Raw genomic sequence first — 15546 nt, 5'->3', positions numbered from 1 at the left:
TTCGCCTTTCGGCGCTCCCGAACTCTACCAGAGTTCTTCCGGCCCGTTTTCCCCGCCCGAATCCGAATCGAGTTCCGAATTCCGGGCGGAGCCGCGCGGCCGGCGGGGCAACTCGGAGAACATTACGCACCGAGCTGCCCCGCGTCAAATCCGGCCGGTCAGCCCCCGAACCGGATCAGACCTCGACCACGACCGGGAGGATCATCGGCCGACGACGGTAGTTGTCGGCCACCCACTTGCCGATGGTGCGGCGGACCAGCTGCTGCACCTGGCGGACCTCCAGCACGCCGTTGTCCGCCGACTTGCGCAGCGCCTCCTCCAGCTTCTGCGCGACCGGCGCGAAGGCCGTGTCCTCGATCCCCGAACCGCGCTCCTGGATGGTCGGACCGCTGACGATCTTGCCGCTGGTGGAGTCGACGACCACGAAGGCCGAGATGAAGCCCTCCTCGCCGAGGATCCGGCGGTCCTTCAGCGAGGACTCGGTGATGTCGCCGACCGAGGTGCCGTCCACGTAGACGTAACCTGCCTGGACCTTGCCGACGATCTTGGCGACGCCGTCCTGGAGGTCGACCACCACGCCGTCCTCGGCGATCACCACGCGGTTCTTCGGGACGCCGGTCTTGATGCCGAGCTCGGCGCAGGCCCGCAGGTGACGCCACTCGCCGTGCACCGGCATCAGGTTCTTCGGCCGGCAGATGTTGAAGAAGTAGAGCAGTTCCCCGGCGGACGCGTGGCCGGAGACGTGCACCTTGGCGTTGCCCTTGTGCACCACGTTGGCGCCCCACCGGGTCAGACCGTTGATCACTCGGTAGATCGCGGTCTCGTTGCCCGGGATCAGCGAGGAGGCGAGCACCACGGTGTCGCCCTCGACGATCCGGATCTGGTGGTCGCGGTTGGCCATCCGGGAGAGCGCGGCCATCGGCTCGCCCTGCGAACCGGTGCAGACCAGCACCACCTCGTTGTCCGGCAGGTCGTCCAGCGTCTTGACGTCGACGATCAGGTTGCCCGGCACCTTGAGGTAGCCCAGATCGCGGGCGATGCCCATGTTGCGGACCATCGAGCGACCCACGAAGGCCACCTTGCGCCCGTACTCGTGCGCCGCGTCCAGCACCTGCTGGATGCGGTGCACGTGGCTCGCGAAGGAGGCCACGATGATGCGCCGCTCCGCGTTGGCGAAGACGTTGCGCAGCGCCGCGGAGATGTCCCGCTCGTGCGGGATGAAGCCGGGGACCTCGGCATTGGTGGAGTCCACCAGCAGCAGGTCCATGCCCTCCTCGGCCAGCTTGGCGAAGGCCGGGAGGTCGGTGAGGCGGCCGTCCAGCGGGAGCTGGTCCATCTTGAAGTCGCCGGTGGCCACCACCATGCCGGCGGCGGTGCGCACCGCGACCGCCAGGGCGTCCGGGATGGAGTGGTTGACCGCGATGAACTCGCAGTTGAAGGGGCCGATCTGCTCGCGCTGCCCCTCCGCGACCTCCAGCACGTAGGGCCGGATCCGGTGCTCGGCGAGCTTGGCCTCGATCAGTGCCAGGGTCAGCTTCGAGCCGATCAGCGGGATGTCCGGGTTCTCCCGGAGCAGGTACGGGACGGCACCGATGTGGTCCTCGTGGCCGTGGGTCAGCACGATCCCGTCGACCTTGTCGAGGCGGTCCCGGATCGAGGAGAAGTCCGGCAGGATCAGGTCCACGCCGGGCTGCTCGTCCTCGGGGAAGAGCACGCCGCAGTCGATGATCAGCAGCCGGCCCGCGTGCTCCAGCAGCGTCATGTTGCGACCGATCTCCCCGAGGCCGCCGAGCGGGGTGATCCGGATCGCGTTGGGCGCGAGTGCGGGGGGCGCGCCGAGTTCGGGATGGGGGTGGCTCAAAAGACTCTCCGTTCACGCAGCGCGCCATATGCCGCGGAGGACTTCCCCCGCCGGCATATGGCGCGCGGCATCGCTCGTTCCTGTCAGTTCGGTCCGCTCGTGTTCGAGCGGCTCGCTGTTGTGCCTCGCGCCTGTCGTCTCCGGTTCAGCGGCAGGTCCCGCAGCGGCGGTGGGGCCTGGCGAGCCGGGGGCGCGCACGTCTTGTGCTACAGATGTACCCCGCCGGCGGCGAGATCCTCCTTCAATCGGGCGATCTCCTCGGGCGTGGCATCGACCAGCGGCAGCCGGACCGGGCCGCCGGGCTGCCCGGCCAGCGCCAGCGCGGCCTTGCTGAGGATCAGGCCCTGGGTGCGGAACATGCCGGTGTAGACCGGCAGCAGCGCTTGGTGGATCGCGGTGGCGCGGGCGGTCTCGCCGGCCTCGTAGGCCTGGACCAGCTCGCGCAGCCGGTCGGCGACCAGGTGGCCGACCACGCTCACCATGCCGACGGCTCCGACCGAGAGCAGCGGCAGGTTGAGGATGTCGTCGCCGGAGTACCAGGCGAGCCCGGAGCGGGCGATCGCCCAGGAGGCGGCGGCCAGGTCGCCCTTGGCGTCCTTGTTGGCGACGATCCGCGGGTGCTCGGCGAGCCGGACCAGCGTCTCGTGGCTCAGCGCGACGCCGGCGCGCCCCGGGATGTCGTAGAGCATCACCGGCAGGCCGGTGGCGTCGGCCACGGCCACGTTGTGCCGGTAGATGCCCTCCTGCGGGGGCTTGCTGTAGTAGGGGGTGACCACCAGCAGGCCGTCGGCGCCGGCGGCCTCGGCCTGCCGGGCCAGCTCGGCGCTGTGCGCGGTGTCGTTGGTGCCGACACCGGCCACCACGTGGGCGCGGTCCCCGACCGCCTCGACCACGGCGCGGACCAGCTGCGCCTTCTCGGCGTCGCTGGTGGTGGGCGATTCGCCGGTGGTGCCGTTCAGCACCAGGCCGTCGTTGCCCAGGTCGACCAGGTGGGAGGCCAGGCGCTGGGCGCCGTCGAGGTCGAGTCCGCCGTCGGGGGTGAATGGGGTCACCATCGCCGTCAGTACCCGGCCGAAGGGAGCGTTCGGTGTGGAGGTCGGAGCCATGGTCCAAAAATACTCGTAGCCGATGAGGAGGCCGGTAGTCCGGTCCGGGGTTAGGACCGGCAAGCGCCCTGAAAAGCCGCTACCGAACGGCCGGAAAGCGGACAATCCATAGGATTCCGGTGCTACCTGCTCGGGGGTTCAAGTAGCACCGGAATCCGTGCCCCGAGCCTATGGAGCACCCCAATCCCCCGCAATCCAGACATGCCGGGTCAGTGCGCCCGTATGCCTATCGCGCCAGGTCAGGGCGCGAGCCGGCCGTGCTCGTTGAAGGCTGCATGGGTGAGCGGCATCAGCTCCGCCCACAGGGCCTCCATTTGCTCGGCCACCAGCTCGATCTCGCGCTGCGGGAAGGACGGCACCTTGGCCCGCTCGTCCTTCGTGCGCAGCGACAGGAAGTGCATCAGCGAACGGGCGTTGCAGGTGGCGTACATCGAGGAGAACAGGCCGACCGGGAGCACCGCCCGGGCCACCTCGCGGGCCACACCGGCGGCCAGCATCTCCTGGTACTCGGTGTAGGCGGCGGTGTAGGCGCGCTCCATCGAGGAGGTGGTGGTGCTGTGCTGCTCGGGGGTGCCCTCGTGGAACTCGTACTTGCCCGGCCGGCCGACCTGGACCAGCTTGCGGTCCTCGGCGGGCACGTAGAACACCGGCTGCAGCTCGCGGTAACGGCCGCTCTCCTCGTTGTAGGACCAGCCGGTGCGGTGCCGGTGGAACTCGCGGAACACGAAGATCGGCGCGCTGATGAAGAAGGTCATCGAGTTGTGCTCGAACGGCGTGCCGTGCCGGTCGCGCATCAGGAAGTTGATCAGACCCTTGGACTTCGCCGGGTCCTGCTGGAGCGCGTCCAGCGACTGCTCCCCCGCGGTCGAGACCCGGGCCGCCCACAGGACGTCCGTGTCGGTGGCGGCACTGCGAACCAGTTCCACCGTGACATCGCTGCGGAAGGTGGGGGTGGCCCCCTGGGCGTCGGTCACGCGTTACTCCTCTTTCTGGACCATCCTCGCGAACAGCCTAGGCCTGGACCAGGACCGTCTGGGCAGTCACTGGTGGTACCAGGCTCAGCCGCGCAGCTTGATGGCGTGGTGCATGGTCTTGCGGGCGCGCGGGGTGTCGCCGGCGTCGGCGTAGGCGACGGCCAGGCGGAACCAGACGCGCCAGTTCTGCGGGTCGGCCTCCGCCTCGGCCCGGCGCTTGGTGAAGACCTCGTCGGCGGAGGCGCGGTCGATCCGGCCGCCGCTGGTGCGCCTGAGCTCGTCGACCGGCAGGCCGCCCTCGGCCGCCAGCTCCCGGGACATCGCCTCGGTGGTGCGCCCGAACCGGATGGTCTGGCGCAGGAACCAGATCCCGATGCCCGGGATGATGAAGGCGCAGATCCCGATGCCGATGCCGGCGGGCTTGCCGGTGGCGATCAGCTGCACGCCCTCGCCCATGCAGACCAGGGAGACCAGGAAGAGGGCGGCGGCCAGGATGAAGAAGCCCGTGCGCGAGGTCATCAGAGGTCCAAGAAGTGTTCGAGGCCGAAGGTCAGGCCCGGGGTCTCCACCACCCGCCGCACGCCGAGCAGGATGCCCGGCATGAAGCAGCTGTGGTGCAGTGAGTCGTGGCGGATCGTCAGGGCCTCGCCGGTGTCGCCGAAGAGCACTTCCTGGTGGGCCAGCAGGCCGCGCAGCCGCACCGCGTGCACCGGCACTCCGTCCACGTCGGCGCCGCGGGCGCCGGGCAGCGCGTGGGTGGTCGGGTCGGACTGCCGGGGCAGGCCGGCCGCGTCCCGGGCCGCCGCGATCAGCTGGGCCGTGCGGGTGGCGGTGCCGCTGGGGGCGTCGGCCTTGCGGTTGTGGTGCAGCTCCACCACCTCGACCGACTCGAAGTACTTGGCGGCCTGCTGGGCGAACCGCATGGTGAGTACGGCGCCGATGGAGAAGTTGGGCGCGATCAGGCAGCCGGTGCCGGGGGCGGCGGCCAGCCAGCCGGTGAGCAGCTCCAACCGCTCCGGGGTCCAGCCGGTGGTGCCGACCACGGTGTGGATGCCGTTGGCGGTGCAGTACTCCAGGTTCCGCATCACCGCGTCGGGGTGGGTCAGCTCGACGGCCACCTGGGCACCGCTGGTGACCAGCTCCTCCAGCGCGGAGTCCCGCCCGAGGGCGGCGACCAGCTCCAGGTCGGGGGCGGCCTCGACCGCCTTGACCGCCTCGGAGCCGATCCGGCCGGCGGCGCCGATGACGGCTACGCGCAGGGTCATCTCTTGGTCCTCACTTCACAGGTAGTCGGCGAGCCCGGCCGCCCGCTTGTCGCTGATCGGACCGATCACCGCGAGCGAGGGGCGGCGCGCCCCCAGCACATCACGGGCCACCTCGTGGACGTCCTCCAGGGTGACCCCGGCGATCTTCGCCAGTATGTCGTCCACCGACAGGTGCTGACCGTAGGCGAGCTCGGCCTTGCCGATCCGGTTCATCAGCGAGCCGGTGTCCTCCATGCCGAGCACCGTGGAGCCGGAGATCTGGCCGATCGCGCGCTGCAGCTCCTCCTCGGTGATGCCCTCGGCGATCACCCGGTCCAGCTCGGCGCGGCAGATCCGCAGCACCTCCTCGACCCGGCGCGGCTGGCAGCCGGCGTAGATGCCGAACAGGCCGCTGTCGGCGTAGGACGAGGAGTACGAGTAGACCGAGTAGGCCAGGCCGCGCTTCTCCCGCACCTCCTGGAAGAGCCGCGAGCTCATGCCGCCGCCGAGCGCCGAGTTGAGCACGCCCATCGCCCAGCGCCGCTCGTCGTGGCGGGGCAGGCCGGGCCCGCCGAGCACCAAGTGGGCCTGCTCGGTGGGGCGGTTGAGCACCTCCAGGCGGCCCGCGGTGCGCAGCTCCCGCTCACCGCGGCGGGCCTCGGCGGGCAGCGCGTCGGACTTGGCCAGCAGCTGGGCGAAGGCGGCCTCGACCTGCCGGACCACCGCCTTGTGGTCCAGGTTGCCGGCCGCCGCGACCACCAGGTGCTCGGGCCGGTAGCGGCGCTTGTAGAAGCCGGCGATCTGCTCCCGGCTGAGCGCCTTGACGGTCTCCTGGGTGCCCAGGATGGGCCGGCCGAGCGGGGCGGAGCCGTAGAGCACCTTGGCGAACAGGTCGTGCACCACGTCGCCCGGGTCGTCCTCGGCCATCGCCATCTCCTCGAGGATGACGCCGCGCTCGGCCTCCACGTCCTCGTGGCGGACCAGCGACCCGGTGACCATGTCGCAGACCACGTCGATGGCCAGCGGCAGGTCGGTGTCCAGCACCCGCGCGTAGTAGCAGGTGTTCTCCTTGGCGGTGAAGGCGTTCATCTCACCGCCGACGGCGTCCAGGGCGGCCGAGATCTCCAGCGCCGAGCGCCGGGCGGTGCCCTTGAAGAGCAGGTGCTCCAGGTAGTGGGTGGCCCCGTTGAGCTGCGGGGTCTCATCCCGCGAGCCGACGCCGACCCAGATCCCGAAGGTCGCCGAGCGGACCGTCGGCAGGGTCTCGGTGACGACCCGCAGGCCGCCGGGAAGCACGGTGCGGCGGACCGTCCCGGCACCGTCGACGCCCTTGAGGAGGGTGCGGGTGCTACCGGGGCGCTGCTGCGCAGCCGAGGCCTGGGCCACGGGCCATTCCTTCTTTCGAATCTTCGGAGACAACAGGGTGCGGCCCGTACGCCGAGCGGGCGTACGGGCCGCGGTGCCTAACGGTGCGTCACTCGGACGCGGGGGCCGCCTCGGCGCCCTCTTCGCCCTCGATGACCGGGATCAGCGAGAGCTTGCCGCGCGGGTCGATCTCGGCGATCTCGACCTGCACCTTGGCGCCGACGCCGAGCACGTCCTCAACGTTCTCCACCCGCTTGCCACCGGCCAGCTTGCGGATCTGCGAGATGTGCAGCAGGCCGTCCTTGCCCGGCATCAGCGAGACGAACGCGCCGAACGTCGTGGTCTTGACCACGGTGCCCAGGTAGCGCTCGCCGACCTCCGGCATGGTCGGGTTGGCGATCTGGTTGATCGTCGTACGGGCAGCCTCCGCCGAGGGACCGTCGACCGCACCGATGTAGATGGTGCCGTCGTCCTCGATGGTGATGTCCGCGCCGGTGTCCTCCTGGATCTGGTTGATCATCTTGCCCTTGGGGCCGATGACCTCACCGATCTTGTCCACCGGGATCTTGATGGTGATGATGCGCGGCGCGTTCGGCGACATCTCGTCGGGCGCGTCGATCGCCTCGTTCATCACGTCCAGGATGTGCAGGCGGGCGTCCTTGGCCTGCTTCAGCGCGGCGGCCAGCACCGAGGCCGGGATGCCGTCGAGCTTGGTGTCCAGCTGCAGCGCGGTGATGAAGTTGCGGGTACCGGCGACCTTGAAGTCCATGTCGCCGTACGCGTCCTCGGCACCGAGGATGTCGGTCAGCGTGACGTAGTGGGTCTCACCGTCGATCTCCTGGGAGATCAGGCCCATGGCGATGCCGGCGACGGCGGCCTTCAGCGGCACACCGGCGTTCAGCAGCGACATGGTGGAGGCGCAGACCGAGCCCATCGAGGTGGAGCCGTTGGAGCCCAGCGCCTCGGAGACCTGGCGGATCGCGTAGGGGAACTCCTCGCGCGACGGCAGCACCGGGATCAGCGCGCGCTCGGCCAGCGCACCGTGGCCGATCTCGCGGCGCTTGGGCGAGCCGACCCGGCCGGTCTCACCGACCGAGTAGGGCGGGAAGTTGTAGTTGTGCATGTAGCGGCGCCGGGTCTCCGGGGAGAGGGTGTCCAGCTGCTGCTCCATGCGGAGCATGTTGAGGGTGGTGACGCCCAGGATCTGCGTCTCGCCGCGCTCGAACAGGGCCGAGCCGTGCACCCGCGGGATCGCCTCGACCTCGGCGGCCAGGGTGCGGATGTCGGTGACGCCGCGGCCGTCGATGCGGACCTTGTCCTTGATGACGCGCTCGCGGACGATCTTCTTGGTCAGCGCGTTGTAGGCGGCGCTGATCTCCTTCTCGCGGCCCTCGTACTCCGGGAGCAGCTTCTCGGCGGCGACCGCCTTGACCCGGTCCAGCTCGTTCTGGCGCTCCTGCTTGCCGGCGATGGTGAGCGCCTTGGCCAGCTCGTCCTTGACCGCGGCGGTCAGGGCGGCGAGCACGTCGTCCTGGTAGTCCAGGAAGACCGGGAACTCGGCGGTCGGCTTGGCGGCCTGGGCGGCGAGCCGCGACTGGGCCTCGCAGAGCACCTTGATGAACGGCTTGGCGGCGTCCAGACCGCCGGCCACGACCTCCTCGGAGGGGGCCTCGGCACCGCCGTTGACCAGCTTGATGGTCTTGTCGGTGGCCTCGGCCTCGACCATCATGATCGCCACGTCGCCGTCCGGCAGCACCCGGCCGGCCACGACCATGTCGAAGACGGCCTCCTCCAGCTCGGAGTGGGTCGGGAAGGCCACCCACTGGCCGCGGATCAGCGCGACCCGGACGCCGCCGATCGGGCCGGAGAACGGCAGGCCGGCCAGCTGCGTGGAGGCGGAGGCGGCGTTGATCGCGACCACGTCGTACAGGTGGTCGGGGTTGAGCGCCATCACGGTGGCGACGATCTGGACCTCGTTGCGCAGGCCCTTCACGAAGGACGGGCGCAGCGGGCGGTCGATCAGGCGGCAGGTCAGGATGGCGTCCTCGGAGGGGCGGCCCTCGCGACGGAAGAACGAGCCGGGGATCCGGCCCGCGGCGTACATCCGCTCCTCGACGTCCACGGTCAGCGGGAAGAAGTCGAAGTGCTCCTTCGGCTGCTTGGACACGCTGGTCGCCGACAGCACCATGGTGTCGTCGTCCAGGTAGGCCACGGCCGAGCCGGCGGCCTGGCGGGCCAGGCGGCCGGTCTCGAAGCGGATGGTACGGGTGCCGAAGGAGCCGTTGTCGATCACGGCCTCGGCGTAGAACACGTTCTCTTCCACCTGGAAGATCTCCTCTTTCGTACGTCTCCGGGAGAGCGCCCCCGCGCTTGCCTGCCGGGGTGGCCCTGACTGCCGGGCCGGTCTTCGATCGAAGCCCCCGGGGCTCCCGCTCGTTCGGCGGGACTCCGGCGGCCACTACCGAGGACCGGCGCCTTCTCGGCTGCCAGGCTGCGGCGGCGGGCGTCTGGACGCTCTCCTGGATGCGGGCGGCTTCCGTTTGAAGCCTTCGGCCCGCGTTCGGGTTGTCATGCGGCTGGTGTGGGCGCGGTGCTCGCGCCATCACCCGGCATGCCCACAACCCTACGGTGCGAATCTCGGCCACCCCGGGAGGCGGACCGGAAATTCTCGGTGCTGGGTACGCGCGAGGGGCGGCCCCCCGAATGGGGAGCCGCCCCAGAGGGCGTTCTCAGCGGGCGCCGCCGGCGGCACCGCGGCGGATGCCCAGGCGGTCGACGAGCGTACGGAAGCGCTCGATGTCCTTCTTGGCCAGGTACTGCAGCAGGCGGCGGCGCTGGCCGACCAGGATCAGCAGGCCGCGGCGGCTGTGGTGGTCGTGCTTGTGGAACTTGAGGTGCTCGGTCAGGTCCGAGATGCGGCGGGACAGCATGGCCACCTGCACCTCGGGGGAGCCGGTGTCGCCTTCCTTCTGGCCGAACTCGGCGATGATCTGCTTCTTGACGTCGGCGGCGAGGGCCACGGCGACTCCTTCTCGATTGACCGAGTGCTCCTGGTCTACGGCACAGGAGCTTCTGGGACTCGGAAGCCCCAGGGTATCAGTCGACGGCAGGCTAGCTGGTCGCGCCCCTGACCAGGGCGTAGATGTCGAGCACTGCCAGGGCCAGCGGCACCAGGGACATCAGCAGCAGGCTGTCCACCAGGTCGAGCACCCGGCCCCAGAACGGCGAGACGCCCAGGCGCGGCACCACCAGGGCGATCGCGATCAGCAGCGCCGCGCCCAGCGCGACCGAGCCGCCCAGCCACAGGGTGCGCAGGTCGACGTCGGTGCTGCTGGCCCTGAGGATGAACAGCGGGGTGTGCAGCGACAGGCCGACGATCAGCAGGCCCAGGCTGACCAGGCCGGCGATGGTGAGGCTGAAGACCTGCGCGGTGTAGCGGAACAGCCGGGCCCGCAGCATGGTGGAGACGCCCAGCGCCAGCGCCAGCACCTCGGGGAACACCTGGTCGCTGAAGCCCAGCACGGCGCAGGCGCCGACCACCACCGCGGCCGAGCCGCCGACCAGGCCGACCAGCACCTCGTGGCCGCGGCGGGCCTGGTGGGCGATCCGCTCGTACTGCACGGCCTCGGCCCGGCTGGTCTCCTCGCCCAACCGGCTTGCCCTGGTGCGGGTCTGACCGGGGGCGCTGAAGCCGACCGGGAGGCGGGCGAACCGCGCCGACAGTGCGGGCAGGAAGCCGACCGCCGCGACCGCGATGACCCCGGCGGCGGCGGCGATGTGGCTGACCGGGGTGGTGGGCAGCAGCACCGCGGCGAAGGTGGCCAGGGTGCCGGCGGCGGCCAGGAAGGCCGATGCGACGAAGACCGAGTCCTGCTCGGGCAGCAGACCGACCAGCAGCACCGAGACCAGCAGCACGGCCACGCAGCCGACCAGGAACTGCAGGCGCCCCGGCCCGTCGTACTTGTGGGCCGGCGCCAGCACGCCGGTGCCGGCGATCAGCGCGTGCGGCAGGGCACCGATGCCCAGCGCCAGCGCGGCGCCCGAGTCGTCGTAGACCCGGGCCCGCACGCCCGCGAAGGCGACCAGCACCACGGCGCTGACGCCGGCGAGCACGCCGGGCAGGCCGTGCATGTCGTGGGTCAGGCTGGCGAACCAGAGCGCGAAGCCGAGCAGCACGACGAGCAGGGTGGCGCCGATCAGGCCGAAGGCCCGCATCAGGTCCGGGCTCCAGAACCGGCGGTCGGCCTCCACCGCGCCGGCGATCGCGTCGGCCACGTCGTCGTAGACGGCCGGCGGCAGCGACTCGGCGAACGGGCGCAGGCTCAGCAGGTCGCCGTCCCGGACCTGCTGGGCGGCCAGCGGCAGCCCGCTGTCCAGCACCGTGCCGTCCCGGCGGACCAGGTGGAACCCGGTCGGCTCGCCGTCGCCCTGGGTCTGTCCGGACAGTCGCAGCACCTCGGGATAGACGTCCGCCAGCGGCACGTCCTCCGGCAACGCGACGTCGATCCGGCTGTCCGGCGCCACCACGGTGACCCGGCAGAAACCGGTCGCTGCGTTCGAACTCACCCGTATCCCCCTTGGTGATCTTTCGGTGCCTCAACCGACGGTGCCTCAGTCGGCGCTGCGTCACCCTACCGTCTCGTGCCGTCGCGGGCTGTGCAGGGCCTGCTTCGTCCACGGGACGGGCTCGGTAGGATCAGCCCCCTGCGCAGGCGGGGGCACGCAGTTGACGACAGGGGAGCCCCGCCGAGGACCTGATGAGTCGCGTGAGGGCGGTAGATGAGTGTCGTAACGGTCAAGCGGCCGGCCAGGGCCTACCCCCCGGCGGTGCCGGACGAGCCGGTGGAGCTGGTCGCACCGCCCGAACTGGCCCGCGGGGGCGGCGACGACTGGGTCATGAGCCTGCTGCCACTGCTCGGGATGGGCAGTTCGGCGGCGTTCTTCCTCGCGCCGGGCGCGCAGCCGATGATGCGGGTCATGGGCGTGTTGATGCTGGCCTCCACCGGCGGCATGGCGGTGGCGCAGATGGTCAGGGCCCGCAAGGGCGGCAACGCGGGGCTGGCGGAGGAGCGCCGCGACTACCTGAAGTACCTGCAGCAGATGCGCCGCAAGGTGCGCCGCACCGCGGAGCAGCAGCGCGGTGCCCAGCTCTACCTGCACCCGGAGCCGGACCAGTTGTGGGCGATCGTGGCCGAGGGCCGCCGCCTCTGGGAGCGCCGCCCGAGCGACCCGGACTTCGCGCAGATCCGGATCGGGCGCGGCCCGCAGCAGTTGAGCACCCCGCTGGTGGCACCGCAGACCGCCCCGATGAACGAGCTGGAGCCGCTCGCGGCCGATGCGATGCGCAACTTCCTTCAGGCGCACGGCACTTTGCAGGAGCTGCCGCTGGCGGTGGCGCTGCGGGCCTTCTACCACATCACGGTCTGCGGCGAACCGGACAGCGTCTACGGCAACGTCCGGTCGATGATCGCCCAACTCACCACCCTGCACTCCCCCGACGACCTGGTGGTCGCGGTGGCCGCCGCGCCCGGAGCACTGGACGAGTGGGAGTGGACCAAGTGGCTGCCGCACACCCAGCACCGCAAGGAGAGCGACGGCGCCGGCACCCGGCGGCTGATCGCCGACCACCTGGGCACCCTGGAGGAGTTGCTGTCCGATGAGCTGTCGGGCCGCCAGCGCTTCACCCGGGACTCCCAGCCGACCCCGGACCAGCCGCACCTGGTGGTGATCCTGGACGGCGCCCCGATCCCACCGGACTCGGTGCTGGCCGGCGCCGACGGCGTGCAGGGGGTGACGGTGATCGAGGTGGTGCCGGGCGAGCTGGACGAGCCGACCGGGCACCTGCTGATCACCGTGACGCCCGAGGAGCTGCTGCTCCAGTCGGCCTCCGGCGCCTCCTACTCGGGAACGCCCGACGCCCTGACCGCCTGGCAGTCCGAGGCGCTGGCGCGGCAGTTGGCGCCGTACCGGATCTCGGCCGGCGGCGACGACGAGCCGCTGCTCTCCAACCTGGACTTCACCGACCTGATGGGCGTCGGCGACGCCGGCTCGGTGGACGTCTCGCGCACCTGGCGCCCGCGCGCCCAGCACGAGCGGCTGCGGGTGCCGATCGGCGTCGGGGCCAACGGCGAGCTGGTCCACCTGGACATCAAGGAGGCCGCGCTGGAGGGCATGGGCCCGCACGGCCTGTGCGTCGGCGCGACCGGTTCCGGCAAGTCGGAGCTGCTGCGCACCCTGGTGCTCGGCCTGGCGCTGACCCACTCCTCGGAGACCCTCAACTTCGTGCTCGCCGACTTCAAGGGCGGTGCGACCTTCGCCGGCATGGCGGACATGCCGCACACCTCCGCGGTGATCACCAACCTGGAGGGTGAGCTGACCCTGGTCGACCGCATGCGGGACGCCATCGAGGGCGAGCTCAACCGCCGCCAGGAGCTGCTGCGTTCGGCCGGCAACTACGCCAACATCAACGAGTACGAGCGGGCCAGGGCCGCGGGCGCGGCGCTGGACCCACTGCCCTCGCTGGTGCTGATCATCGACGAGTTCTCCGAACTCCTCACCGCCAAGCCGGACTTCATCGACATGTTCATCCAGATCGGCCGGATCGGCCGTTCGCTGGGTGTGCACCTGCTGCTGGCCTCGCAGCGACTGGAGGAGGGCAAGCTGCGCGGCCTGGACACCTTCCTCTCCTACCGGATCGGTCTGCGCACCTTCTCGGCCGCCGAGTCGCGGGTCGCGATCGGCGTGCCGGACGCCTACCACCTGCCGCCGGTGCCCGGCGTCGGGTACCTCAAGTTCGGCAACGACGTGCTGGACCGGTTCAAGGCGGCCTACGTCTCCGGTCCCTACCGGGCGCCGGGCCAGCAGCGGGTGGCCGGCCGGGTGTCGGGGGCGCAGCCGGTGCTGTTCACCGCGGCCGAGGTCCCGGTGCAGGAGCCGCAGGTCCAGGAGGAGGAGCCGGAACCGCAGCTGGACGACTCGCTGGTGGACACCGTGCTCGACGTGATCGTGCACCGGATGGTCGGGCAGGGCCCGGCGGCGCACCAGGTGTGGCTGCCGCCGCTGGAGGAGGCCCCCAGCATGGACCAGCTGATGCCGCCGCTCCAGGCCACTCCGGAACGCGGGCTCACCTCCCCGGAGTTCGGCGCGCTGGGCCGCCTGGTGGTGCCGGTGGGCATCGTGGACCGGCCGCGCGACCAGCGCCGGGACGTGCTCTACCAGGACTACTCGGGCGCGGCCGGCCACGGCCTGGTGGTCGGTGGACCGCGCTCCGGCAAGTCGACCATGATCCGCACCATGGTCTCGGGCTTCGCCCTCACCCACACCCCCGTCGAGGCGCAGTTCTACCTGATGGACTTCGGCGGCGGCGGCTTCCAGTCGCTGCAGGACCTCCCGCACGTCGGCGGGGTGGCCGGGCGACTGGACGGCGACAAGGTCCGCCGGATGGTCAGCGAGGTGCACGGGGTGCTGAACCGGCGCGAGGAGCTGTTCCGGGCCACCGGCATCGACTCGATCGCCACCTACCGCACCCGCCGGGCCGCCGGGCAGCTGCCCGACGAGCAGTTCGGCGACGTCTTCCTGATGATCGACGGCTGGCTGACCTTCAAGCAGGAGTTCGAGCCGCTGGAACCGGTGATCAACGACATCGCCCAGCGCGGTCTGGGCTACGGCGTCCACCTGGTGCTCACCGCGGCCCGCTACGCCGAGGTCCGTCCGGCGCTGAAGGACGCCCTGCAGAACCGCACCGAGCTGCGCCTCGGTGACCCGCTGGAGTCCGAGATCGACCGCCGGGTGGCGCAGAACGTGCCGAAGGGCGCGCCCGGGCGCGGCGTGACCGCCGGCAAGCTGCACTTCCTCACCGGCCTGCCGCGGATCGACGGCTCCTCGGACAGCACCGACCTGGTGACCGGGGTGGCGGGCCTGGTGGACGCGGTGAACGCGGCCTGGTCCGGCCCGCGGGCGCCGCAGGTGCGGATGCTGCCCGCGGTGCTGGACGGCCACTCGCTGCCCAAGGGCTTCGAACAGCCGGAGCGCGGTGTCGCCTTCGCACTGGACGAGGTCGAGATGGCCCCGGTCTTCGTCAACTTCGAAACCGACCCGCTGTTCATCGTTTTCGGTGAGAGCGAGTCCGGGAAGTCGGCGTTGCTGCGGATGCTGATCAAGCAGATCACCGAGCGGTACACCGCGGACCAGGCCGGCATCGTGATCGGCGACTACCGGCGCGCGCTGCTCGGTGCGGTGCCGCCGGAGTACCTGGTGGAGTACGCGGCGGCCCAGCCGGCGATGACGGCGATCGTGGAGATGCTGCGCGGGGCCTGTGCCCGCCGCCTGCCCGGCCCGGACGTGACCGCCGAGCAGCTGCGCAACCGCAGTTGGTACAGCGGCAAGGACATGTTCGTGATCGTGGACGACTACGAGCTGGTCGCCACCGCCTCCGGCAACCCGTTGGCGCCGCTGGCGGAGTTCCTGCCGTTCGCCCGGGACATCGGCCTGCGGGTGATCATCGCCCGCAGCGCCGGTGGCGCCGGCCGCTCGCTCTACGAGCCGCTGATGCAGCGGATGCGCGAGCTGGGCGGGCAGGGCGTGCTGCTCTCCGGCAACAGGGACGAGGGCGCGCTGCTCGGCACCGCCAAGCCGCAGGCGCTGCCGCCCGGCCGCGGCCTGTACGTCTCCCGCCGGGTGACGTCCGGCCAGATGGTCCAGACCGGCTGGCTGCCCATCGTCTAGTGACCGAGCGTGGTCGCATGGGGTCGGCTGGGTACTGCCACAGCCGGCCCCATCGACGTTGCGGCGGTCGGCGACGGGGTGTTCCGGAATGTTATCGAGCTGTTTCCGGCGCCGAGCTGCGGATGTCGTCGCCGTGCGAAGGGCCCGCCGACCGCGGGAGACCGCCATGGGCGCCCTTCCTGGTGATCCAAAAATTCAGGCCTTAGCCTTTGATTCCAGCGCAGCCATGCCACTTCACCTTGGATTCATCCCCCGTTGGGCAAAGTTAACAA

Annotated in this window: 10 protein-coding genes; 1 reads left to right on the top strand and 9 read right to left on the bottom strand. The window is 70.9% G+C overall.

Annotation, left to right across the window (positions count from 1 at the left end; genetic code table 11):
* Window positions 1-175 precede the first annotated feature (175 nt).
* The 9 genes from LN042_RS30840 to eccD all read right to left on the bottom strand — a co-directional run bounded on the left by LN042_RS30840 (window position 176) and on the right by eccD (window position 11116).
* Window positions 176-1861, bottom strand: coding sequence for a ribonuclease J (locus LN042_RS30840; protein WP_230054719.1), 1686 nt, complete (start codon window positions 1859-1861; stop codon window positions 176-178).
* Between the two features lie 206 nt (window positions 1862-2067).
* Window positions 2068-2967 carry a 4-hydroxy-tetrahydrodipicolinate synthase gene (gene dapA, locus LN042_RS30835; protein ID WP_230054718.1) on the bottom strand — a complete coding sequence of 300 codons (900 nt, stop codon included), beginning with the start codon at window positions 2965-2967 and terminating at the stop codon, window positions 2068-2070.
* Between the two features lie 239 nt (window positions 2968-3206).
* Window positions 3207-3941 carry an FAD-dependent thymidylate synthase gene (gene thyX / locus LN042_RS30830; RefSeq protein WP_230054717.1) on the bottom strand — a complete coding sequence of 245 codons (735 nt, stop codon included), beginning with the start codon at window positions 3939-3941 and terminating at the stop codon, window positions 3207-3209.
* Window positions 3942-4025: 84 nt separating this feature from the next.
* Window positions 4026-4460: a tetratricopeptide repeat protein gene (locus LN042_RS30825; RefSeq protein ID WP_230054716.1), complete on the bottom strand. Its 435-nt coding sequence runs from the start codon at window positions 4458-4460 to the stop codon at window positions 4026-4028.
* Window positions 4460-5206, bottom strand: coding sequence for a 4-hydroxy-tetrahydrodipicolinate reductase (dapB, locus tag LN042_RS30820; RefSeq protein ID WP_230054715.1), 747 nt, complete (start codon window positions 5204-5206; stop codon window positions 4460-4462). The genes LN042_RS30825 and dapB overlap by 1 nt, the downstream gene beginning before the upstream one ends.
* Before the next feature lie 15 nt (window positions 5207-5221).
* Window positions 5222-6571 (bottom strand): M16 family metallopeptidase, encoded by a 1350-nt coding sequence (locus tag LN042_RS30815; RefSeq protein ID WP_230054714.1) that lies wholly within the window; start codon window positions 6569-6571, stop codon window positions 5222-5224.
* An 88-nt stretch (window positions 6572-6659) separates the two neighbouring features.
* Window positions 6660-8873 carry a polyribonucleotide nucleotidyltransferase gene (locus LN042_RS30810; RefSeq protein WP_230054713.1) on the bottom strand — a complete coding sequence of 738 codons (2214 nt, stop codon included), beginning with the start codon at window positions 8871-8873 and terminating at the stop codon, window positions 6660-6662.
* A 406-nt stretch (window positions 8874-9279) separates the two neighbouring features.
* The gene (gene rpsO / locus LN042_RS30805) at window positions 9280-9570 is read right to left on the bottom strand and encodes a 30S ribosomal protein S15 (protein WP_030462697.1); all 291 of its coding nucleotides are present in this window, start codon (window positions 9568-9570) and stop codon (window positions 9280-9282) included.
* Window positions 9571-9661: 91 nt separating this feature from the next.
* Window positions 9662-11116 (bottom strand): type VII secretion integral membrane protein EccD, encoded by a 1455-nt coding sequence (gene eccD / locus LN042_RS30800; RefSeq protein ID WP_230054712.1) that lies wholly within the window; start codon window positions 11114-11116, stop codon window positions 9662-9664.
* Window positions 11117-11329: 213 nt separating this feature from the next.
* Here eccD and eccCa point away from each other — a divergent pair, with 213 nt between their 5' ends.
* Window positions 11330-15274: a type VII secretion protein EccCa gene (eccCa, locus tag LN042_RS30795; RefSeq protein WP_230054711.1), complete on the top strand. Its 3945-nt coding sequence runs from the start codon at window positions 11330-11332 to the stop codon at window positions 15272-15274.
* Window positions 15275-15546: the final 272 nt, after the last annotated feature.

This window comes from Kitasatospora humi, from assembly GCF_020907985.1.
Lineage (GTDB): Bacteria > Actinomycetota > Actinomycetes > Streptomycetales > Streptomycetaceae > Kitasatospora > Kitasatospora humi.
Note: the sequence above shows the minus strand (reverse complement) of the source record. Positions and strands in the feature narration are given on the sequence as shown.

Coding starts and splice junctions, on each gene's coding strand:
- eccCa (WP_230054711.1), top strand. CDS start 11,330: ATGAGTGTCGTAACGGTCAAGCGGCCGGCCAGGGCCTACCCCCCGGCG.
- dapA (WP_230054718.1), bottom strand. CDS start 2,967: ATGGCTCCGACCTCCACACCGAACGCTCCCTTCGGCCGGGTACTGACG.
- dapB (WP_230054715.1), bottom strand. CDS start 5,206: ATGACCCTGCGCGTAGCCGTCATCGGCGCCGCCGGCCGGATCGGCTCC.
- LN042_RS30825 (WP_230054716.1), bottom strand. CDS start 4,460: ATGACCTCGCGCACGGGCTTCTTCATCCTGGCCGCCGCCCTCTTCCTG.